22 protein-coding genes are annotated in these 21,199 nt (G+C 71.9%); 12 read left to right on the top strand and 10 right to left on the bottom strand.

Annotated features, from left to right (window positions below):
• Nucleotides 1-50: 50 nt before the first annotated feature.
• On the top strand, nt 51-1,217 hold the full coding sequence (locus OG494_RS12095; RefSeq protein ID WP_328454971.1) for a Cmx/CmrA family chloramphenicol efflux MFS transporter: 1,167 nt from the start codon (nt 51-53) through the stop codon (nt 1,215-1,217).
• Between the two features lie 61 nt (nt 1,218-1,278).
• Here the strand turns inward: OG494_RS12095 and fabI are convergent, their stop codons facing one another.
• From fabI to OG494_RS12080, 3 genes are all read right to left on the bottom strand, one after another.
• Nucleotides 1,279-2,046 carry an enoyl-ACP reductase FabI gene (gene fabI / locus OG494_RS12090; protein ID WP_328454969.1) on the bottom strand — a complete coding sequence of 256 codons (768 nt, stop codon included), beginning with the start codon at nt 2,044-2,046 and terminating at the stop codon, nt 1,279-1,281.
• Between the two features lie 38 nt (nt 2,047-2,084).
• Nucleotides 2,085-2,789 carry a beta-ketoacyl-ACP reductase gene (locus OG494_RS12085; RefSeq protein ID WP_328454967.1) on the bottom strand — a complete coding sequence of 235 codons (705 nt, stop codon included), beginning with the start codon at nt 2,787-2,789 and terminating at the stop codon, nt 2,085-2,087.
• Between the two features lie 277 nt (nt 2,790-3,066).
• Nucleotides 3,067-3,321: a hypothetical protein gene (locus tag OG494_RS12080; protein ID WP_328454965.1), complete on the bottom strand. Its 255-nt coding sequence runs from the start codon at nt 3,319-3,321 to the stop codon at nt 3,067-3,069.
• A 78-nt stretch (nt 3,322-3,399) separates the two neighbouring features.
• Between OG494_RS12080 and OG494_RS12075 the strand changes: the two genes are divergently transcribed.
• The 8 genes from OG494_RS12075 (at nt 3,400) to OG494_RS12040 (ending at nt 10,019) form a co-directional block, all read left to right on the top strand.
• A complete protein-coding gene (locus OG494_RS12075) occupies nt 3,400-4,101 on the top strand; it encodes a helix-turn-helix domain-containing protein (protein WP_328454964.1) in 702 nt (233 codons plus the stop codon).
• A 112-nt stretch (nt 4,102-4,213) separates the two neighbouring features.
• On the top strand, nt 4,214-5,554 hold the full coding sequence (locus tag OG494_RS12070) for an MFS transporter (protein ID WP_328454963.1): 1,341 nt from the start codon (nt 4,214-4,216) through the stop codon (nt 5,552-5,554).
• 7 nt (nt 5,555-5,561) lie between these two features.
• A complete protein-coding gene (locus OG494_RS12065) occupies nt 5,562-6,230 on the top strand; it encodes a response regulator transcription factor (RefSeq protein ID WP_328454961.1) in 669 nt (222 codons plus the stop codon).
• Nucleotides 6,231-6,233: 3 nt separating this feature from the next.
• Nucleotides 6,234-7,622, top strand: coding sequence for a sensor histidine kinase (locus OG494_RS12060; RefSeq protein WP_328454959.1), 1,389 nt, complete (start codon nt 6,234-6,236; stop codon nt 7,620-7,622).
• The gene (locus OG494_RS12055; RefSeq protein ID WP_328454957.1) at nt 7,619-8,563 is read left to right on the top strand and encodes a TAXI family TRAP transporter solute-binding subunit; all 945 of its coding nucleotides are present in this window, start codon (nt 7,619-7,621) and stop codon (nt 8,561-8,563) included. Before OG494_RS12060 ends, OG494_RS12055 begins: the two co-directional genes overlap by 4 nt.
• Before the next feature lie 22 nt (nt 8,564-8,585).
• Nucleotides 8,586-9,011: an acyl-CoA thioesterase gene (locus OG494_RS12050; RefSeq protein WP_328454955.1), complete on the top strand. Its 426-nt coding sequence runs from the start codon at nt 8,586-8,588 to the stop codon at nt 9,009-9,011.
• A 4-nt stretch (nt 9,012-9,015) separates the two neighbouring features.
• Complete coding sequence (locus OG494_RS12045; protein WP_328454953.1) at nt 9,016-9,483, top strand: tRNA (cytidine(34)-2'-O)-methyltransferase; 468 nt, start codon at nt 9,016-9,018, stop codon at nt 9,481-9,483.
• A gap of 23 nt (nt 9,484-9,506) precedes the next feature.
• Nucleotides 9,507-10,019 carry a hypothetical protein gene (locus OG494_RS12040; protein WP_328454951.1) on the top strand — a complete coding sequence of 171 codons (513 nt, stop codon included), beginning with the start codon at nt 9,507-9,509 and terminating at the stop codon, nt 10,017-10,019.
• Nucleotides 10,020-10,057: 38 nt separating this feature from the next.
• Here the strand turns inward: OG494_RS12040 and OG494_RS12035 are convergent, their stop codons facing one another.
• The 5 genes from OG494_RS12035 to OG494_RS12015 form a co-directional block, all read right to left on the bottom strand.
• On the bottom strand, nt 10,058-11,038 hold the full coding sequence (locus tag OG494_RS12035; RefSeq protein WP_247051936.1) for a VWA domain-containing protein: 981 nt from the start codon (nt 11,036-11,038) through the stop codon (nt 10,058-10,060).
• Nucleotides 11,039-11,111: 73 nt separating this feature from the next.
• The gene (locus tag OG494_RS12030; protein ID WP_328454949.1) at nt 11,112-12,056 is read right to left on the bottom strand and encodes a DUF58 domain-containing protein; all 945 of its coding nucleotides are present in this window, start codon (nt 12,054-12,056) and stop codon (nt 11,112-11,114) included.
• Nucleotides 12,057-12,062: 6 nt separating this feature from the next.
• Nucleotides 12,063-13,136, bottom strand: a complete 1,074-nt coding sequence (locus OG494_RS12025) for an AAA family ATPase (protein WP_328454947.1) — start codon at nt 13,134-13,136, stop codon at nt 12,063-12,065.
• Nucleotides 13,137-13,297: 161 nt separating this feature from the next.
• On the bottom strand, nt 13,298-13,843 hold the full coding sequence (gene mobA / locus OG494_RS12020) for a molybdenum cofactor guanylyltransferase (RefSeq protein WP_328454944.1): 546 nt from the start codon (nt 13,841-13,843) through the stop codon (nt 13,298-13,300).
• A 9-nt stretch (nt 13,844-13,852) separates the two neighbouring features.
• Nucleotides 13,853-14,557 carry an SAM-dependent methyltransferase gene (locus tag OG494_RS12015; RefSeq protein ID WP_328454942.1) on the bottom strand — a complete coding sequence of 235 codons (705 nt, stop codon included), beginning with the start codon at nt 14,555-14,557 and terminating at the stop codon, nt 13,853-13,855.
• A 59-nt stretch (nt 14,558-14,616) separates the two neighbouring features.
• Between OG494_RS12015 and OG494_RS12010 the strand changes: the two genes are divergently transcribed.
• Nucleotides 14,617-15,012 (top strand): DUF1801 domain-containing protein, encoded by a 396-nt coding sequence (locus OG494_RS12010; protein ID WP_328454940.1) that lies wholly within the window; start codon nt 14,617-14,619, stop codon nt 15,010-15,012.
• Between the two features lies 1 nt (nt 15,013).
• Here the strand turns inward: OG494_RS12010 and OG494_RS12005 are convergent, their stop codons facing one another.
• Nucleotides 15,014-16,360, bottom strand: a complete 1,347-nt coding sequence (locus tag OG494_RS12005) for an NlpC/P60 family protein (RefSeq protein ID WP_328454939.1) — start codon at nt 16,358-16,360, stop codon at nt 15,014-15,016.
• Nucleotides 16,361-16,704: 344 nt separating this feature from the next.
• Here OG494_RS12005 and OG494_RS12000 point away from each other — a divergent pair, with 344 nt between their 5' ends.
• Both OG494_RS12000 and OG494_RS11995 read left to right on the top strand, forming a co-directional pair.
• Entirely contained in the window at nt 16,705-19,518 is a 2,814-nt protein-coding gene (locus OG494_RS12000; protein WP_328454937.1) for an aconitate hydratase, read from the top strand.
• A 70-nt stretch (nt 19,519-19,588) separates the two neighbouring features.
• Nucleotides 19,589-20,380, top strand: a complete 792-nt coding sequence (locus tag OG494_RS11995; protein ID WP_328454935.1) for an alpha/beta fold hydrolase — start codon at nt 19,589-19,591, stop codon at nt 20,378-20,380.
• Here the strand turns inward: OG494_RS11995 and OG494_RS11990 are convergent.
• Nucleotides 20,377-21,084, bottom strand: coding sequence for an MgtC/SapB family protein (locus OG494_RS11990; protein ID WP_328454933.1), 708 nt, complete (start codon nt 21,082-21,084; stop codon nt 20,377-20,379). The two genes, OG494_RS11995 and OG494_RS11990, sit on opposite strands and share 4 nt — an antisense overlap.
• Nucleotides 21,085-21,199: the final 115 nt, after the last annotated feature.

Raw genomic sequence — 21,199 nt, 5'->3', positions numbered from 1 at the left:
AGAACCCTGCCCACATTTTGTACTGATCGATCCACAACCTAGGAGGACCCGTGCCCCTGGCCGTCTTCGTCCTCGGGCTCAGCGTGTTCGCGCTGGGCACGTCCGAGTTCATGATCACCGGCCTGCTCCCCGGCATGGCCGCCGACCTCGGCGTGAGCATCCCCGACGCCGGCCTGCTGATCTCCGCGTTCGCCATCGGCATGGTGATCGGCGCGCCCTTGCTGGCGATCACCACCCTGCGGCTCCCCCGCCGCCGGACGCTGCTGGTGCTGCTCGCGGTCTTCCTCGGCGCGCACGTCGTGGGCGCGCTCGCCACCGGGTACGCGCTGTTGTTCGCGACGCGGGTCGTCGCCGCGCTCGCCTGCGCGGGTTTCTGGGCCGTGGGTGTCGCCACGACGATCGCGCTGGTGCCGGTCGAGCGGCGCGGCCGCGCGATGGCCGTACTGGTCGGCGGGCTGACCGTGGCGAACGTCGCCGGCGTGCCCGCGGGCACGTTCATCGGGCAGCACGCGGGCTGGCGGACGGCGTTCTGGGCGGTCGCGGCGGTGACCCTGCTCGCGGCGGCCGGCGTGGCCGCCCTGGTGCCCGAAACGACCGGCGGCGGGATGAGCGTCCGGTCCGAGCTGCGGCTCTACCGGCGCGGGCGAGTCTGGCTCGCGCTCGGCGTGATCGCCTTGTGCCAGGCCATGATCTTCGCCGCGTTCAGCTACCTCGCTCCCCTGCTGACCGAGACGGACGGCCTGCCCCAGGCGTGGGTCCCGGGCGTCCTGGCGCTGTTCGGCGTCGGCGCGCTCATCGGCATCACGGCCGGCGGACGGCTGGCCGACCGGCACCCGTTCGCCACGCTCTACAGCTGCATCGGGCTGGCGCTGGCCGCCCTGCTCGTGCTGGCCCTGACGACCGACGCGGTGGTCGCCGTCGCGGCCGTGCTCGTCTTCGGGGCCGCCGGGTTCGGCGCCAACCCGGCGCTGAACGTGCGCACCTACGCCGTGGCCGGAAACGCCCCGACGCTGGTGGGCGCCAGCACGACGGCCGCGTTCAACGTCGGCAACACGGTCGGCCCGTGGCTGGGCGGAGTCGCGATCGGCGCCGGGCTGGGTTTCCCGAGCGTCGCGTGGACGGGCATCGCCCTCGGCGCGGCGACGGTCGTCGCCCTCACGGTCGCGGTCGCCGTCCAGCGTGCCGACGACCGGCGGCCGGCCCCGGTCGCGGCCTGAAAGCCGTGAAGGCCTCCTTCCCGGCCATAAGAGCCGGTAAGGAGGCCTTCACGGACCACGATCAGATGCCGAGGGCGTGGACTCCGCCGTCGACCATGATCATCGAGCCGGTGGTGGCCGGCAGCCAGTCCGACAGCAGCGCGCAGACGCTCTTCGCCGTCGGGTCCGGGTCGGAGCTGTCCCAGCCGAGCGGCGCGCGGTCGCCCCAGCCGTCTTCGAGGTCCGAGAAGCCCGGGATGGATTTCGCGGCCATGGTCTTCATCGGGCCGGCGCTGACCAGGTTGACGCGGATGCCCTGCGGGCCCAGTTCCTTGGCCAGGTACCGGTTGACCGACTCGAGAGCGGCCTTCGCGACGCCCATCCAGTTGTAGACCGGCCACGCGACGCGGGCGTCGAAGTCCATGCCCACGATCGACGAGCCGCGGCCCAGCAGCGGCAGGCACGCCTTCGACAGCGACATGAACGAGTACGCCGAGACGTCCACGGCTACCTTCACGTCTTCGGCCGGCGCGTCGAGGAACGGCGCGCCGAGGCAGCTCTGCGGGGCGAAGCCGATCGAGTGCAGCACGCCGTCGAGGCCGTCGACGTGCTCCCGGATGTTGTCCGCGAGGCCGCTCAGGTGCTCCTGGTTGGTGACGTCCAGCTCGATCACCGGCGCCGGCTCGGGCAGCCGCTTCGCGATGGTCTTGACCAGCGACATCCGGCCGAAGCCGGTCAGGACCACCTTCGCCCCCTCCTGCTGCGCGATCTTGGCCGCGTGGAAGGCGAGCGAGGCGTCGGTGATGATGCCGGTGATCAGCAGGCGCTTGCCTTCGAGCAGTCCGGGCACAGGTCCTCCAGGTCTTGGTTCGGGTTCTTTGAAGACGTTCAGTGGCCGAGGCCGAGGCCACCGTCGACGGGCAGCACCGCGCCGTTGACGTAGCCGGCCTCGTCCGAGGCCAGGTAGCGCACGGCGGCGGCGATCTCCGACGGCTCCGCGTACCGGCCGGAGGGCACCTGCGCGAGGATCTGCTTCTTGCGGTCCTCGGACAGCTCGTCGGTCATGTCGGTGTGCACGAAGCCGGGCGCGACGACGTTCGAGGTGATGTTGCGCGAGCCCAGCTCACGGGCGAGCGAACGCGCGAAACCGACCAGGCCCGCCTTGCTCGCCGCGTAGTTCGCCTGACCCGCCGAGCCGGAAAGGCCGACAACCGAGGAGATGAAGACGAACCGGCCCCACTTGCCGCGCAGCATGCCGCGCGAGGCACGCTTGGCGACCCGGTAGGCGCCGGTCAGGTTGGCGTTGACGACCCGCTCGAACTGGTCCTCGCTCATCCGCATGAGCAGCGTGTCGTCGGTCAGGCCGGCGTTCGACACGAGCACCTCGACCGGGCCCTGGTGCTCCTCGACGAGCTTGAACGCCGCGTCGACCTGCTCGGTGTCGGTGACGTCCGCCTGCACCCCGAAGAGCCCTTCGGGAGCGCCGGACCCACGGTGCGTGACGGCGACCTGGTGGCCCTGTTCGGCGAGATCCCGGGCGATCGCCAGACCGATACCCCGGTTGCCCCCGGTGACCAAGACCGACCGTCCCACAGCTTTCTCCCTCTTTCGACCGTGCGCGAGTGACGGCAAGAGGCTATCGGCAGCACGCTCCGGGCGCGCAGCCGCGCCCGCCATACCTGCAGGTAACCGCCGTCATCGGAGCCGGGTGTCGGCAACACCACACGACAAGCGCGCGCTCCGGCCAGCGGAACGTGAGTGCGGCGGGCGGGTACCGGCCGGTAGGTCGACGGAGCGTGACGTCGCGGCCGCCGGTGCGTTGTTGCTTACACTTTCCGCGACAGTGCGACGCAGACCACAGCGCGAGCCTTCAGCACCGCCGTGCGACCGGGCTCGGCGCGATGCCGCGTTCGCGCCGGTAGACGACCTCGCAGCGCGGGCACTGGTGTGGGGCGCCGCGTGCCCGGCGTTCCGACAGCGCCGCGAATGTCACCACAGCCTCGGCACCGCACATCATCGACAAACGCTCGCCAGGCACCGGGATGCCGCGCACCCACGTCCGGTGCCACAGCCCGTCGATCACGGGATGGATCGCATCAGGATCGATGTGAATCACTGCGGACACGACGTCTCCCTGGCGGTGCGGCATGTCTGTAACATCGCTAGCACAGCGAGTGAGATTAAGTCGCGAAGGGTCCACAGAGTGTCCACACCCCCGACGACCGTGCCGGGCTCCCGGCTCCGGGACGAACGTGAGGCCGCGGGCCTTTCCCTCACCGAGATGGCGAAGAAGATCCGATTCTCCAAGTCGCTGCTCGGCATGGTCGAGACCGGTCGGCGCACGGCTTCGGTCGACCTGATCGAGGCGTACGAGCACGTCCTGGGGGTCGACATGTGGCGCAAGGACATCACGCACTCGAACCTGCTGATCGTCGACAAGGCAAGCCGGGCGGCGCTGCTCGCCGGGGTCGAACGAGGCGACCCCGGTCCCCTGCGGAACACGCCGACGGCGCACCGGACCGACGTCAGCTTGGGCAGCGTCGTCTCCGGGAAAGCCGCCGACTGGTTCCGGAAGTGGGCCGTCGAGGGCGATACCGCGACGCTGCGGACCAACTCGGTGAGCGTGATCGCGAAGCTGCCGGGCCAGGAGAACGCCGACCTCGTGGTGCAGGTGCTGGAGAACGATCCGAAGGTGCGCCGGCTGATCGTCGCGAGCGAGATCTCGCGGCTGACCCAGCTCGACTGGACGGTCGCGCTCCAGGGCGCCGACGACCCGACGACGATCCCCGAGCCGCGGAAGCTCGCGCCGAAGCTGGCCAAGGGTGCGATCGATCCGAAGGGCACCGAGGCGCGCTGGGCGTGCACCTACCTGTTGTCGCGGATGGTGCCCGTCCTGGGCCGGTAGCCCGGCCCGGGCGATGCGCGGATGTGTCCTAAGCGGGTGTTAGGAACCGTCCCCCGACCTTGCTACCGCACTCCCGGTTGGTCACCGTGAGTCGCAACACAGGAGGTCGACGATGACAACCCGGATCAACGGCACCGGCGCCGCGGGCGTGAACGAGAAACGCGTTATCGGCAACGTGTTGCGCGGCTCGATCGGCAATCTGGTCGAGTGGTACGACTGGTACGCCTACGCGGCGTTCACCACCTACTTCGCCAAGTCCTTCTTCCCCACGAGCGACACGACGGCGGCGTTCCTCGGGACCGCCGCGGTGTTCGCCGTCGGGTTCCTCATGCGGCCGCTCGGCGGGTGGATGCTCGGCCGGTTCGCCGACCGGTTCGGGCGGCGCAGCGCGCTCGTGCTGTCGGTGACGCTCATGGCCGGCGGGTCGCTGCTGATCGCCGTCACCCCCGGCTACCAGACGATCGGGATCGCCGCGCCGATCCTGCTGCTCGTCGCCCGGCTGATCCAGGGCCTCTCGGTCGGCGGCGAGTACTCCACCTCGGCGACGTACCTGTCCGAAGTGGCCACTCCCGGCAAGCGCGGCTTCTACTCCAGCTTCCAGTACGTGACGCTCTACGGCGGCCAGCTGCTGGCCCTCGGGCTGCAGCTGATCCTGCAGGCCCTGCTCACCGAACAGCAGCTGACGGCGTGGGGCTGGCGGATCGCGTTCGGCGTCGGCACGGTCGCCGCGCTCAGCGTGATGTGGCTGCGCCGCGGCATGGACGAGTCCGAAAGCTTCACCAAGGAGAAGGGCAGCGCGGCGGCCGGGGATCGCGGCACGTTGCGCGCGCTGGCCAAGTACCCCAAGGAGATCGCGCTCGTCGTCGGCCTCACCCTCGGCGGCACGGTGGCGTTCTACACCTTCGCCACCTACAGCCAGAAGTTCCTCGAGAACACCGCCCACATCCCGCGCCGCACGGTCACGATCATCCTGTTCTCGGCGATCCTCCTGGCCGCGATCCTGCAGCCCCTCGCGGGCAAGCTGTCCGACCGGATCGGCCGCCGGCCGCTGCTGCTGTTCTTCGGCATCGCCGGCACGCTGCTGACCGTCCCGATCATGACGATCATGGGCTCGACGCGGAACCCGGTCGGCGCGTTCTTCCTCGTCCTGGCCGGTCTGGTGGTCGTCGCCGGGTACACGTCGATCAACGCGATCGTGAAGGCCGAGCTGTTCCCGACGAAGATCCGGGCCATCGGCGTCGGCCTGCCCTACGCGCTGACCGTCGCGATCTTCGGCGGCACGGCCGAGCTGATCGCGCAGGCGCTGAAGAGCGCCGGGCACGAGTCGGTGTTCTTCTTCTACGTCGCGGGCTGCGTCCTGGTTTCCCTCATCGTCTACGGCACAATGCGGGAGACTTCGAAGAGCTCGGAGCTGGAGGAACGGCCCGAACCGGTGGCCGCGGGCGAGCGCTGAGAAAGGGATGGCCGTGCGCGTGCTCCTCGTCGAAGACGACGCCGGGGTCGCCGGCGCGCTCGCCGAGTCGCTGCACGCGCGCGGCCATCCGGTCACCAGCGTCGGCCGCGGCGCCGACGCGCTGCACCGCCACCGCGAGGCCGACCTCGTCCTGCTCGACCTGGGACTGCCCGACATCGACGGCCTCGACGTCCTCCGCAAGATCCGCGCCGTCTCCCCGGTGCCGGTGATCGTGCTGACCGCCCGCGGTGACGAGCGGTCGGTCGTGCGCGGCCTGCGCCTCGGCGCGGACGACTACCTGACCAAACCCGTACGGCTCGCGGAACTGCTGGCCCGGATGGACGCCGTCGCGCGGCGCGCGGTCGCCCGGGACGCCCCGGCCGGTGACGTCGTGCGCGTCGACGACGTCGAGATCGACCTGGCCGCCCGCCGGGTGCGGGTCGGCGGCGCCGACGTCGCGCTGACCACCAAGGAGTTCGAGATCCTGGCGGTGCTCGCCACGCGCCCCGGCACCGCGGTCAGCCGCCAGCAGCTGATGGACGAGGTCTGGGGTGACGCCTACCTCGCGGTCTCGCGCTCGCTCGACGTCCACCTGACCGGGTTGCGCGCGAAGCTCGACCGGCCGGGCCTGCTCACCACGATCCGCGGTTTCGGCTACCGGCTCGGCCGGGACTGAGCGATGCGCACCCGCCTGCTGGTGGTCCTGGTCGCCCTGGCGCTCGCGGTGGTGGCCGCGTTCGCCGTGCCGCTGCTGCTGTCCACGGCCGAGCAGCGCACCCAGGAGCTGGTCATCTCCCGCACGGCCGACGTCGACCGGTTCGTCGTGCTGGCCCAGCAGGCGGTCGACACCCGCGACGCGGCCGCGCTCGCCGCCGACGCGACGCGCTACGCCGAGCTGTACGGCGAAGGTGTCGTCATCGTCGACGCGCGGCGCCTGCCGCTGGTCCAGGCGGGCGGGCTGACCGCCGCCGACCCCGCCGTCCACGAGCTGGTCGAGGCGACCATGCGCAACGAGCCCGGCCCGCGCGTCGACCGGCTCGGGCCGCTGTCGACCGAGCCGGCGTACTTCGCGCGCCCGGTCGGCACCGGCACCCGGGTGGCCGGGGTCGTCGTGCTGCGGGCGTCGGTGACGGCGGCCGCCGCGGACGTCGCCGCCCGCTGGGGCACCATCGCCGCCGGCGCGCTGCTGGTCGCCGTCGTCTTCGTGCTGCTCGCGGTGCTGCTGGCCCGGTGGATGGTGCGGCCGTTGCACGAGCTGGAGACGGGCGTGCTGGCCGTCGCCGCCGGGCACCGGGCGCACGTCCCGGAACGGGCCGGGCCGCGGGAGCTGCGGTCGCTGGCCGCCGAGGTCAACCGGATGTCCGAGGCGGTGCTGGAGGCCGCCGACCAGCAGCACCGGCTGGTCGCCGACGCCTCGCACCAGCTGCGGAACCCGATGGCCGCGCTGCGCCTGCGTGTCGATTCCCTGGCGGGCCAAGCGGAAGGCGCCACCTACCGGGCAACCGTGGCCGAGGTCGAGCGCCTCGAGAAGCTGCTGGACGGCCTGCTCGCGCTCGCCCTGGCCGAGAGCACCGCGACCCGGGTCGCGGCCGGCGCCGCGGACGAGCCGTGCGACCTCGCCTCCGTGCTCGCCGAGCGCGTCGACGCCTGGCGCCCGGCCGCCGACGACGCGGGCGCTGCGCTCGTCCCGCCGCCGGGGCACGACGAGCCGGTGATCGTCCGCTGCCCCGAAGGCGAGCTCGCGCAGATCCTGGATGTGTTGCTGGACAACGCCGTCCACTACGCGGGCCGTGGCGCGAAGATCACCACCGACTGGGAATCCGGCGACGGAACGGCGACGCTCGTCGTCCGCGACGACGGTCCCGGACTGTCCACTGAGGACCGTGCACGGGCGACGGAACGGTTCTGGCGCGCCGGCGGCGAAGGCGCTCCCCGGGGGACCGGGCTCGGCCTCGCCATCGCGCACCAGCAGGTGCGCACCCGCGGCGGTGTGCTCGCACTGCGCCAGGCCGAGCCGCACGGCCTCGAAGTGCGCGTCACGCTGCCGCTCGCGGAGGAGGTGCCATGACGCTCACCCGCCGCACCGCCCTGCTCGGCGGCCTCGGCCTGGCCCTGGCCGGGTGCTCGTCGTCCGGCTACGCCGGTCCCGAGCGGACGCTCACCATCGCCGCCGGCGAGCGCGGCGGCTTCTACCTCGCCTTCGCCGAGCTGCTGGCGACCGAACTCGGCCGCGCCGAACCGCTGCTGCACGCCACCGCCGTGCCGACCGAGGCGAGCGTCGCCAACGTCGACCTCGTGCGGAGCGGGCGCGCCGATCTCGGGCTGGTGCTGGCCGACGTCGCGCAGACGGCGCTCGGCGGCGGCGCGCCGTTCACCGGGAAGGTGCCGCTGCTCGCGCTCGGCCGCGTCTACGAGAACTACCTGCAGCTCGTGGTGCGCGCGGACGGCCCGGTACGTCGGCTCGCCGACCTCGCGGGCCGCCCGGTGTCGCTCGGCGCGGGCGGGTCCGGCGCGGCGCAGCTGGGCGAGCGTGTGTTCGCGAACGCGGGTGTCGCGGTCGACGCGCGGCACCTGCTGTTCGACGACGCCGTCCACGCCCTGGCCGACCGGCACGTCGACGCGATGCTGTGGTCCGGCGGCGTGCCGACCCCGAAGCTCGCGGACCTCACCCGCACGACGCCGATCGCGCTGCTCCCCCTCGACGCCCTGGTCCCCACGCTGCGTGCCGCGTACGGGCCGGTGTACGACCAGGTCCAGGTGCCCGAGGGCGCCTACCGCGGTGTCGGCGCGCTGGGCACGATCGGCGTCGCGAACCTGCTGGTCTGCTCCCCCGCCCTGCCCGACGACGTCGCCGCGGCGGTGGTCCGGCTGCTGGTCGAGCGGGCGACGGACCTGGTGCCCGCGGAAGCCGTCGGGACGCAGTTCCTCGACGTCCGCACGCTGATAGGCACCCAGCCGGTACCGCTGCAGCCCGGCGCGGCCACCGCGTACCGCGTGCTGCACGGCTGAGGACGCTCGCTAGATTGGCCCGGTGACCGAACCCCGCCGGCCGATCGTCGAAATGCCACTGCGCGTGCGTTACCACGAGTGTGACGGCCAGGGCATCGTGTTCAACGCCCACTACATGGCCTATGTGGACATGTGCGCGTTCGAGGCGGAGAAGGCCCTGTTCGGTTCGCACGACGAGTTCCTCGCCCACCGCACGGACGTCGTGGTCGCGGAGGCGAACCTGAAGTTCCGCGCGCCGGCCCGGTACGACGAGGAGCTGGTCGTGGCGCAGTTCGTCACGCACCTCGGGACGACGTCGATGGTCCACGACTTCGAGATCCGCCGCGGCGGCGCGCTGATCAGCGAGGCGACCCTGCGGTACGTCTTCATCGACCCGGCGACGATCCGCCCGGCCGCGCCGCCGGCGCCCGTGCGCGAGCAGTACGCCAAGTTCCTGGCCGAGGGCTGAGCCGGTGTTCCGCGTTCTCTTCTACCACCCCGAAATCCCGCCCAACACGGGCAACGCGATCCGCCTCGCGGCCAACACCGGCTGCGAGCTGCACCTGGTCGAGCCGCTCGGGTTCACCCTCGAGGACAAGCAACTGCGGCGCGCCGGGCTCGATTACCACGACCTCGCGCGGGTCCGGGTGCACGCGGACCTCGACGCGGCGTGGCAGGCCCTGCTGCCGGCGAACGTCTACGCGTTCAGCGCGTCGGCCACCCGGCTGCACACCGACGTCGCCTACACCCCCGGCGACGTCCTGCTGTTCGGGCCGGAGTCGGTGGGCCTGCCCGCCTACGTCCAGCAGGCGCCCGAGGTCACCGACCGGGTGCGGCTGCCGATGCTGCCGACCAGCCGTTCGCTCAACCTCGCCAACACCGCGGCGATCGCGATCTACGAGGCCTGGCGGCAGAACGGGTTCGCCGTTCCGGAGGCCTGATCGGCGTCCGGTAGGTTCGCCCGGTGCGACAGCAATTCCTGGGGGCGCTCATCGGCGCCGCATTCGGTACCGTGTTCGTCCTGGTCAACTCCGGTGACCCGCTCCCCGCCCTGGCCGGCTGGATCCTGCGCGGCCTCGCGGTTCTGGCGCTGGCGGCCGTGGTGGTCGTCGGCTTCCGCGCGGGCGGCCGCCCGACCTTGGACGACCGGCCGATGTTCGGGCCGAGCTACCGGGTGATCGTCATCGGCGAAGTGGTGCTGCTGATCGCCGGGTTCTTCGTGCTCAGCCTGCTCGACGCGCCGGTGCAGGCGAACGTCGCGTGGATCGCCACGATCGTCGGGCTGCACTTCGTGGCATTGGCCTCGGCGTGGAAGACGCGCTCGATCCTCGTCGTCGGCGCGGTCCTGACGGTGCTCGGTGTGGTGGGCCTGGCCCTGCTCGGGACGTCGGCGCTGCCGTGGGTCCCGTTCGTCAGCGGCACGCTCTCCGGCGTCACCCTCCTGGCGGGGAGCCTGTACGGCGTCCGCCGCGCCTGAAGAAGGGCGGCACTTTCACGTGAAAGTGCCGCCCTCGCTCAAGGAAGCCGCTGGCCGTAGAACAGGCTCGCCGCGGCGCCCAGCATCAGGATCAGCGTTCCGACGACCAGCCACGGCTTGCTCGCGTCGGCGTCCTTGATCTCGTAGCCGATCTGCTCGCCGAGGTCGCCGTAGACCTTCTTCAGCTCTTCCGCGCTGGCCGCCTTGTAGAACTCGCCGCCGGACAGGCGCGCGATCTCGCGCAGCGACTCGTCGTCCACGCTCACCGGCTGGGCCTTGCCTTCGATGTCGACCGAGCCGTGCGTGGTGCCGAAGGAGATCGACGAGATCGGCACGCCCGCCTGCTTCGCCGCCTGCGCCGCCGTGTAGCCGCCGCGGGCCGCGTACAGGTCCTCCGGGACCGTCTGCTTGCCGTCCGACATCAGCACTATCCGCGCCGGCGGCGGTCCGTCGGCGCCGCCGACGACGCTGGAGAAGCTCTCCACCGACTGCAGGGCCGCGAAGATGCCTTCACCGGTGGCCGTGGACTGCGCCAGCTTCAGGTTGTCGATCGCCTTGATGACGCCGTTGCGGTCGGTGGTCGGGTTGACCAGTACCGTCGCCGTGCCCGCGAAGGAGATCAGCCCCAGGTTGATCCCGGGCGTCATGTTCTGCGCGAACTGCGTCGCCGCGTCCTGGGCCGCCTTCAGCCGCGTCGGCGCGACGTCGGTGGCCTCCATCGACAGCGACACGTCGATCACCAGCATCACGGTGGCCCGGTTGCGCGGCACCTTCTGCTCGGCGGTCGGCCCGGCCAGCGCCACGGTCAGCAGCAGCAGCGACAGCACGATCAGCACCGCCGGCACGTGCCGGACCCAGCCCTGGCTCTTCGGCGCGACCTTCTCCAGCAGTTCCAGGTTCGCGAACCGCATGGTCCGCTTCCGGCGCGCCCGCTGCGCCAGGACGTACCCGACGGCGACCGCGGCCACGGCGATCAGCAGCAGGAACCACCACGGCGCCGTGAAACCCGTCAAGCTCACGCGCCCACCTCGCTGACGCTCGGTGCGGCGTTCGCCGAAGGCGCGGTGCTGAATGGTTCGGTCGCACGCTCCCTCACGCGACACCCCCGGACCAGCGCCGCTTGCGGGCGACGACGAACCGGACCATGTCGGCGATCCAGTCGGCGTCGGTGCGCAGCGTCAGGTGCGCCGCACCCGCGCGCCGCAGGCCGGCCGCGACCGTCTGCCGGTGGGCGTGGGCCGCGGCCCCGAACTCCTTGCGCAGCAAGGCCGAAGCGTGCACTTCGCGCTGTTTCCCTGTCTCCGGGTCGGCCAGCACGACGGTCCCCACCTCGGGCAGGTCGATGTCGCGCGGGTCGAGGACTTCGATCGCGATCAGTTCGTGGCGCCCGCCGAGCGCCCGCAGCGGCCGCTCCCAGGTCGGCTCGCCCAGGAAGTCGGAGATCACCACGGCCAGGCCACGGCGGCGCGGCGGCCGGCGCAGGGCCTCCAGGGCGTCGGCGAAGTCACCGCGGGTGCCCTCCGGCGCCCGCGGGGCCGCGGCGATCTTGCGGACCAGGCCGCGGGCGTGCGCGAGGCCGCCGCGGGCGGGGACGCGGGTGGTCTCGGCGCCGTTGGACAGCAGCGCGCCGATCCGGTTGCCGCCGCCCCCGGTCAGGTGCGCGACCGCCGCGACCGCGCAGACCACCAGGTCGCGCTTCTCGCACAGCGCCGTGCCGAAGTCGAGGCTCGCCGACAGGTCGGCGACCACCCAGGTCTCCAGCTCGCGGTCGGCCACGGTCTCGCGGATGTGCGGGGTCGTGGTGCGGGCGGTGACGGCCCAGTCCATCCGGCGCACGTCGTCGCCGGGCTGGTAGGGCCGCGCCTCGCCGGGCTCGGACCCCGGCCCCGGCACCAGGCCGAGGTGGTTGCCCTGCAGCAGGCCGTCGAGCCGGCGGCGGACGTCGAGCTCCAGTGTGCGGAGCCCGGCCTCCAGCCGGTCGCCGCGCAGGACCGGCGGGGCCCACGAAGGGCGCTCGCCCTTCTCGTTCTTCGCCATCGCGGGTTACCTGACCGGCGCGCCCGCCGGGACCGGGCCGCCCTGGCCGGCCCCGCCCTGCGGCCGGGCCGAGACCTGCGGCAACGGCACGGTCTGCAGCACGCGGGTGATGATGTGGTCGATGGGGACGCCGTCGGCGAGGGCGTCGTAGGACAGCACGAGGCGGTGGCGCAGCACATCCGGCACGACGTCGACGACGTCCTGCGGCAGCACGTAGTCGCGGCCGCGGACCAGGGCCAGCGCCCGCGCGGCGGCGATGATGCCGAGGCTGGCGCGCGGCGAGGCGCCGTAGGACACCCAGCCGGCGACGTCGGCGAGGCCGTGGTCGTTCGGCGTGCGGGTGGTCAGCACGAGCCGCACGACGTAGTCGACCAGCGCGTGGTGCACGAAGACCTGCGCGGCGACGCCCTGCAGGCGGACGAGCTCGCCCGGGCTGAGCACCTCGTGCGGGGTGGGCGGCGTGACGCCCATCCGGTAGATGATCTCGCGCTCCTCCTCGGCGGAGGGGTACTCGACGAGGATCTTGAACAGGAACCGGTCACGCTGCGCTTCCGGCAGCGGGTACACGCCCTCGTTCTCGATCGGGTTCTGCGTGGCGAGCACGAGGAAGGGGTCCGGCATCGGGAACGTCTGCCCGCCGATGGACACGTGCCGCTCGGCCATCACCTCGAGCATCGCCGACTGCACCTTCGCCGGCGCGCGGTTGATCTCGTCGGCGAGCACGAAGTTGGCCACGACCGGGCCGAGCTCGACGTCGAAGCGCTCGGCGCCCTGGCGGTAGATGCGGGTGCCGAGGATGTCGGCCGGCACCAGGTCCGGGGTGAACTGCACGCGCGAGAACGAGCCCCCGACGACCCGCGCGAACGTCTCGACGGCCAGCGTCTTCGCGACGCCGGGCACGCCTTCGAGCAGCAGGTGGCCCTTGGCCAGCAGGCCGACCAGCATCCGTTCGACCAGGCGGTCCTGGCCGACGATGATCCGCTTGACCTCGAACACGGTCCGCTCCAGCAACTGGGCGTCCCGGGCCGGCGTAGCGGCCTGCTGGCCGTTCCCGCCCTCGGCGTAGCCGGGCTCGGTCACTCTGCCTCCTTGTTGAGTCCGTGCGCCGCCCCGCGACGGTGATCACGCGGTGCGACCGTACTGCGTCCCCCGGTCGTTCGTCCGTCCGGCACGCGGACGGGCGCGAAGGCCCGTGAGGGTAGCCAACACGGTGCCCGGTGTGACATCTGTGAAGCACCGGATCAGGAGTGCCGGTCGAGGTCCTCGGGGGTGTCGATGTCGTCGGCCTCCCCCGGCTCGGCCGGGACGTCCACGATGTCCAGCGCGCCGAGCGTCCGGCGCAGGGCCGCGTTCTCCGGGTGCTCCGGCAGCGCGGCCCGCAGCGCCGGCACCCGCCAGACGCCGAGCAGCCACTGCCGGGCGCCCGCCGCGTCGACCAGGACGGCGCCATCGGCCCCGCCGACGGCGGCCACCAGCCGGTCCACTGTGGACCGGCGGACACCGGGCAGGTCGGCGGCGAGCACGGCGACCGCTTCGACGTCCTCGGGCACGAAGACGAGCCCGGCGGCCACCGCGGCCACCGGCCCGGTGCCCGGCACGGGCTCGCGGGTCCACACGACGTCGAAACCGGGCCGGCGCGGGCCGACCGCGATCACCCGTTGGGCGCCGTCGAGGGCGTGGATCGCGCGGGCCAGCAACGGCTTTCCGCCCACCGACAGGGCCGGCTTGTCCACTCCGGACAGTCTGCGGGCCGATCCGCCGGCCACCACGATCCCCGCGTACCGCACCCCGGGACCCTAGCGGCCCAGCACGAGGTAGGAGAAGCCCAGCACACCGCGGTACTCCCCGACGTACTGCCGCAGCCGCTCGTCGAGCCAGGCGCGCACCTCGGGCGCCCGCGGGTCGGCCGGGTGGGCCAGCAGCCACTCCTGCCACCGGGCCCGGGACGTCGACTCGAAGTCGTCCCATTCGAGCTGGTCCGCGGTGCTCAGGTGGAGCACCCGCCAGCCCGCGGTGCCGGCGGCGTCGAGCAGATCCGGCAAGGTCAGGACGTCGTCGCCGAAGATCCCGACCGCGGCCGGGCTCGGCGGCGCGGCCCAGAAGCCGTCACCGTAGAGCAGCCGGCCGCCGGCCGGGACCACCGTCGCGAGGCGCTCCAGGGCGGCCCGGGACGGGCCGAAGGCGTGCGACGCGCCGATGCAGAACGCCCGCTCGGCCGGCGTTTCCCAGGTCGCGGCATCCGCCTCGACGAACTCGACGTCGCGGTCCACGGCCGCCGCCCGCCCGCGTTCGAGGCCGGTGCTGTCGGTGTCGACGCCGACCCCGCGCAGGCCGGGCGTCCGGGCGACGGCCCGCAGCAGCAGTTCGCCCCAGCCGCATCCGAGGTCGGTCACCGTTCCGGTGAGAGCCATCCGGTCGAGCAGCAGCTCGGCATGGGCTTCGGAAAGGGGCGCGTTCCAGCGCATCCGGGAGCGCCGCAGCGCGTCGAGTTCGTCGTCCACCCGGTGATCCTGGGGCGGGACGGCGGCGCGGTCGAGCGAGTTTCGGCGATACTCGGCCCATGACCTACACCGTCGAACCGCGCGTCGACGCCTACATCGACGGCTTGCCCGAGTGGCAGCAGGCGCTCTGCCGGGAGGTCCGCGAGCTCGTCCACGCGGCGGACCCCGAGGTGACCGAGACGATCAAGCGCACCCGGCAGCCGTACTTCGTGCTGGAGGGCAATGTCTGCGCGCTGCTCGCGGCGAAGGACCACGTCAACGTCTTCGTCTACGACGGCGGCATCGTCCCCGACCCCGAGGGCATCATCACCGCCGGGCACGGCAACCAGACCGCCCGGACCGTCGCGTTCCGCGAAGGCGAGCCGATCAACGCGCCCGCGCTCACCGCGATGTTCCGGCAGATCATCGCGAACAACCGGGCCGGTGGCTGGCGCAAGCTGAAGCGCGACGCCTGACTCAGCCGACCAGACGGGTCGCGTACGGCATGATCCCGCCGTAACGCACCGGCGCGATCCGGACGCGGAGCCCGGACTGCGGCGCCTCGACCATCTGGCCGCCGCCGAGGTACAGCGCGACGTGGTGGATACCGGCGCCGCCGCCCCAGAACAGCATGTCGCCGCGGCGCATCTGCGACAGCGGGACCCGGCGTCCGGACGTGTACTGGTAGCCGCTGTAGTGCGACAGCGACCGGACCCCGGCGAAGGCGTAGATCATCAGGCCGGAGCAGTCGAAGCCGATCTTGTTGTAGTCGCCGTAGCGGTCGGCGACACCGCCGTCGCGGATGCCGCGGGTCGGCCCGCTCGCGTTGCCGCCGCCCCAGGCGTAGGGCATGCCGAGCTTGGACAGCGCCCGGGCGATCACGGCTTCGATCGACGCGCCGGCCGGGGCCGACGGGCGCGACCCGGCCGGCGGGCGGCCACCGCCACCTCCCCCGGACGACGCGAGCGCGGCCTGCCGGGCCCGCTCGTCGTCCTCACGCTGCTTCTGCGCGAGCCAGTCCTGGTAGCGCTGGCGCTGCCCCTGCAGGCCGTTGACCTTGGCCTGCGCGGTGTAGAGCTGCTGCTCGACGCTCGACTTGTTGGCCTCGAGCGCCGAGTTCTGCGTCTGCTGGTTGTCCTGCGCGCTGACGGCGGCGGTCTGGGCGGCGTCGGCGCCGTCCTTCGCCTGACGCGCGGCGTCCTGCTTCTGCTGGGCGATCTCGGCGGCCTTGCGGGCCGCGGAGTCCTTGTTCGACTTGTCGGTCTGCGCCTGCTGGAGCCGGTCGAGGGCGTTGAGCCGGTCGCCGCCGACGGCGTCGAGCAGCTGCGCGCGGGCCAGCATGTCCTTCGGGCTGTCGGCGCTCAGGTACGCCGAGAGCGAGCCGACCGTGCTGCCCTGCTGGAAGCTGGCGGCGGCGAACGACTTCAGGTCGTTGCGCGCTTTCTCGATCGCTCCGGCCGCGGCGTCCGCCTCGGTCCGGGCGGCCTTGGCGTCGTTCTCGGCCTGCGCCGCGGCGTCCTGGGCGGACTGCAGGTCGACCAGGGCCTTGTTGGCCTCTTCCTGCTTGAGCTCGACGTCGTCCTGCAGCTGCGACAGCTTCTGCTCGGCCTGGGCCAGCTGGTTGGTCAGCCGGCCGACCTCGCCGGCCTTCGCGTTCGCCTGGGCTTTGCTGTTGTTCAGCTCCGAGTCGCTCGGGTTCGGCGGCGGCGGGGGCGCCGCGAGGCCCGTGCCGCCCGCGCCGAACAAGATCACCAAGGCCAGGGTGCTCACGGTCAGTCCACGGCGCGTGCCGGGCACCCCCCAGCTCCGACGCCGTCCCAGCATGACCGCCACCTCCGCTCACCTGCGCACATCGCGCGTCACTGCAGTCACACCACTATCACAAGCCTCAGCGGAAACTTACACACCGTAGGCACCAATTCCCCTTATTGAGGGACCCCCTGTGCGGATGGCGCAGCCCACACCGCGTGTCGTCTTGAACCCCAAACAGGACACGCGTACTGTTTGGGGCACCGCGAGGTGTGCCATCCCGAATCCGGTCCTACGGTGGGGGTGCGCAAGACTCGCCGTCCGCCCCTGTGCGGACCCGCACGACACCCGAACTGACCGCACTGACCCGGGACTCGACCGCCGCACCGGCGCGGAAGTCCATGCCACTGGAGTTAGACGTGACCGCACCTGCCAGCAAGGACAGCTTCGGCGCCAAAGACACGCTGAAGGTCGGAGACGCCTCGTACGAGGTGTTCCGCCTGAACAAGGTCGAGGGCGCCGAGCGCCTGCCGTACAGCCTGAAGATCCTGCTCGAGAACCTGCTGCGCACCGAGGACGGCGCGAACATCACCGCCGACCACATCCGCGCGCTGGGCTCGTGGGACCCGAACGCCGACCCCTCCATCGAGATCCAGTTCACGCCGGCCCGCGTGATCATGCAGGACTTCACCGGCGTCCCCTGCGTCGTCGACCTCGCCACCATGCGCGAAGCGGTCACGGACCTCGGCGGCGACCCCGACAAGGTGAACCCGCTCGCCCCGGCCGAGCTGGTCATCGATCACTCGGTGATCATCGACGTCTTCGGCACCCCCGACGCCTTCGAGCGCAACGTCGAGATCGAGTACGAGCGCAACCGCGAGCGCTACCAGTTCCTGCGCTGGGGCCAGGGCGCCTTCGACGAGTTCAAGGTCGTCCCGCCGGGCACCGGCATCGTGCACCAGGTCAACATCGAGCACCTCGCGCGCACGGTGATGTCCCGTAACGGGCAGGCCTACCCCGACTCCTGCGTCGGCACCGACTCGCACACCACCATGGTCAACGGCCTGGGCGTGCTGGGCTGGGGCGTCGGCGGCATCGAGGCCGAGGCCGCCATGCTGGGCCAGCCGGTGTCGATGCTGATCCCGCGCGTCGTCGGCTTCAAGCTGACCGGCGAGATCCCCACCGGCGTCACCGCGACCGACGTCGTGCTGACCATCACCGAGATGCTGCGCCGCCACGGCGTGGTCTCCAAGTTCGTCGAGTTCTACGGCGACGGCGTGAGCGCGGTGCCGCTGGCCAACCGCGCCACCATCGGCAACATGAGCCCCGAGTTCGGCTCCACCGCGGCGATCTTCCCGATCGACGAGGAGACCGTCCGCTACCTCAAGCTGACCGGCCGCTCGGCCGAGCAGGTCGCCCTGGTCGAGGCCTACGCCAAGGAGCAGGGCCTCTGGCACGACCCGTCCCACGAGCCGCAGTTCTCCGAGTACATCGAGCTCGACCTCTCGACGGTCGTCCCGTCGATCGCCGGCCCGAAGCGCCCGCAGGACCGCATCGAGCTGACCGACGCGAAGTCGTCGTTCCGCAAGTCGGTGCACGACTACGTCGACGGCGAAGACACCACCCCGCACACGAAGATGGACGAAGCCTCGGAGGAGTCCTTCCCGGCCAGTGACGCGCCGTCGCTGTCGTTCGCCGAGGACGACGCCGCGCCGGTGATCGTCTCCGCCGCGAACGGCGCCTCGGGCCGCCCGAGCAAGCCGGTCAAGGTCTCGACCTCCGACCGCGGCGAGTTCGTGCTCGACCACGGCGCCGTGGTGATCGCCTCGATCACCTCGTGCACCAACACCTCGAACCCGTCGGTCATGCTCGGCGCCGCGCTGCTCGCGCGCAACGCCGTGGACAAGGGCCTCGCGGTGAAGCCGTGGGTCAAGACGTCGATGGCACCGGGCTCGCAGGTCGTCACCGACTACTACAACAAGGCCGGCCTCTGGCCGTACCTGGAGAAGCTGGGCTACCACCTGGTCGGCTACGGCTGCACCACGTGCATCGGCAACTCCGGCCCGCTCTCGGACGAGATCTCCGCGGCGATCCAGGAGAACGACCTCACCGCGGTTTCGGTGCTTTCGGGCAACCGGAACTTCGAAGGCCGGATCAACCCCGACGTCAAGATGAACTACCTGGCGTCGCCGCCGCTGGTCATCGCGTACGCGCTGGCCGGGACGATGGACTTCGACTTCGCGAACCAGCCGCTGGGCCAGGCCACCGACGGCACCGACGTGTTCCTGAAGGACATCTGGCCGACGCCGCAGGAGATCCAGGAGACCATCGACTCCTCGATCACGCAGGAGATGTTCACCAAGGACTACGCCGACGTCTTCGACGGCGGCGACCGCTGGAAGGCGCTGCCCACCCCCGAAGGCAAGACCTTCGAGTGGGACGCCGAGTCCACCTACGTCCGGAAGCCCCCGTACTTCGAGGGCATGCAGGCCGAGCCGGCGCCGGTCACCGACATCTCCGGCGCGCGCGTGCTGGCGAAGCTGGGCGACTCGGTCACCACCGACCACATCTCCCCCGCCGGCGCGATCAAGCCGGGGACACCGGCCGCGCAGTACCTGACCGAGCACGGCGTGGAGAAGAAGGACTTCAACTCCTACGGCTCGCGGCGCGGCAACCACGAGGTGATGATCCGCGGCACCTTCGCGAACATCCGGCTGCGCAACCAGCTGCTGGACGACGTGCAGGGCGGCTACACCCGCGACTTCACCCAGGACGACGCCCCGCAGTCGTTCATCTACGACGCGGCGCAGAACTACGCGGCGGCCGGCACCCCCCTGGTCGTGCTGGGCGGCAAGGAGTACGGCTCGGGCTCGTCGCGCGACTGGGCGGCCAAGGGCACCTCGCTGCTGGGCGTGCGCGCGGTGATCACCGAGTCGTTCGAGCGCATCCACCGGTCGAACCTGATCGGCATGGGCGTCATCCCGCTGCAGTTCCCGCAGGGCGAGTCGGCGGCGTCGCTGAAGCTGGACGGCACCGAGACGTTCGACATCTCGGGCATCACCAAGCTGAACGACGGCGAGACCCCGCGCACCGTGCACGTCACGGCGACCAAGCAGGACGGTACGAAGGTGGAGTTCGAGGCGGACGTCCGCATCGACACCCCGGGTGAGGCGGACTACTACCGCAACGGCGGCATCCTGCAGTACGTGTTGCGGAAGATGACGAACGCGTAAGGGTTCCCCGCTTGCCGAAAGGCCTCCTCGCCGGTCCCGGCGGGGAGGCCTTTTCGGTACCGTGGCGGGCATGGGGGAACGCATCGAGCTCGCCGACGGCCACCTGTCCTACGAGGAGCGCGGCGAAGGCCCGCCGGTGGTGTTCCTGCACGCGGGCGGGATGACCCGCGCGATGTGGGCGGAGCAGTTCACCCGCTTCGCCGGTGCGCACCGCGTGATCCGCTACGACGCCCGCGGCAGCGGCGGCTCGTCGGACCCGTCGGGTCCCTTCTCCCACCGCGAGGACTTGAAGCAGCTCCTCGACGCCTTGGCCGTGGAGCGCCCGGTGCTGGTCGGCTGCTCACTCGGCAGCCGGGTCTTCCTGGACTTCGCCCTGGCCTACCCCGACCGGGCGGCGGGCCTGTTCCTCAGCTCGCCGGGGATCAGCGGGATGGAGTTCCAGGACCCGTTCGTGCTGCGCCTGCTGGCCGAGGCGGGCGCGGCGGCCCGGTCGGGCGACGGCGCCGCGGTCCTGGAGTGCGTCCTGCGGTTGTGGGTCGACGGCCCGCACCGCACACCCGCCGAGGTCGACCCGGCAGTCCGGCGGGTGTGCCGGGACATGCTGGTCGACAACTTCGGCCAGGGCCACGGCGCCCCCGATCCGGGCATCGAACTGAGTGCGATCGGCCGGGTCGCGGAGATCCGCACCCGCACGCTCGTTGTGACCGGCGACCTGGACTCCTCCGACATCTTCGCCGTCGCCGACCTGGTGGAGGGTGCGGCGCCGCACGCGAACCGGGCCCGGGTGCCCGGCGCCGCGCACATGGTGAACCTCGAGCAGCCCGGCCGGTTCGGCGAGCTGCTCGAGGAGTTCCTCGGCTAAGCCGGCACGGCTTCCCAGCGCACGCTGGTGACCGCGGGCTCCAGCGACAGCCGGGACACCGCGGACTCCATCTGGGCGTCGTCGCGCTGATCGGCGGCCAGCTCGGCGCGGACCTCGACCGTGCGGTCCTGCGGGCGGTCCGTGCTCAGCACCGACAGCAGCCGGAAGTCCGTGCGCGCCAACGCTTGTACGAGCAACGCGCGCACGTGTGCCTCGGAGTCGTCGCGGGTCACGGCCTGGAACTCGTAGCGGGCCGGGGTTTCCTCACCCGAGTCCGGGCGGCGGTCGACGACGCGCCCGAGCGGGCGCAGCACCACGTTCACCCCGACCACGACCGCCGTCCCGGCCAGGGCCACCGCGTACAACCCCGACCCCGCAAGGGATCCCACGGCGGCCGAGCACCACAGTGTCGCGGCCGTGTTGAGGCCGCGGACGTTGAGGCCGTCGCGCATGATCACACCGGCACCGAGGAACCCGATGCCGGAGACGATCTGCGCGGCCACCCGTGTCGGGTCGGCGTCACCGCTGCCGGACAGGCCGCCGAAACCGTGCGCGGACAGCAGCACGAACAGCGTCGCGCCGACCGCGACGAGGGCGTTGGTGCGCAGCCCGGCCATCCGGGCGCGGAACTGGCGCTCGAACCCGATGACGGCGCCGAGGCCGACGCCGGTGCCCACGCGCAGCAGCATTTCGAAGATGGTCATGATCCGGCTCTTTTCCGGCGTGCGCGCACTGCCGGACAGAAGGCGGCCGGACGTCAGCCCAGCCGGAAACCTCCGGTGAGCGCGCGCCCGGCCGTCCGATGACTGTCCGCTGGCA

The organism is Amycolatopsis sp. NBC_00438, assembly GCF_036026695.1.
Classification (GTDB): Bacteria; Actinomycetota; Actinomycetes; order Mycobacteriales; family Pseudonocardiaceae; genus Amycolatopsis.
Note: the sequence above shows the minus strand (reverse complement) of the source record. Positions and strands in the feature narration are given on the sequence as shown.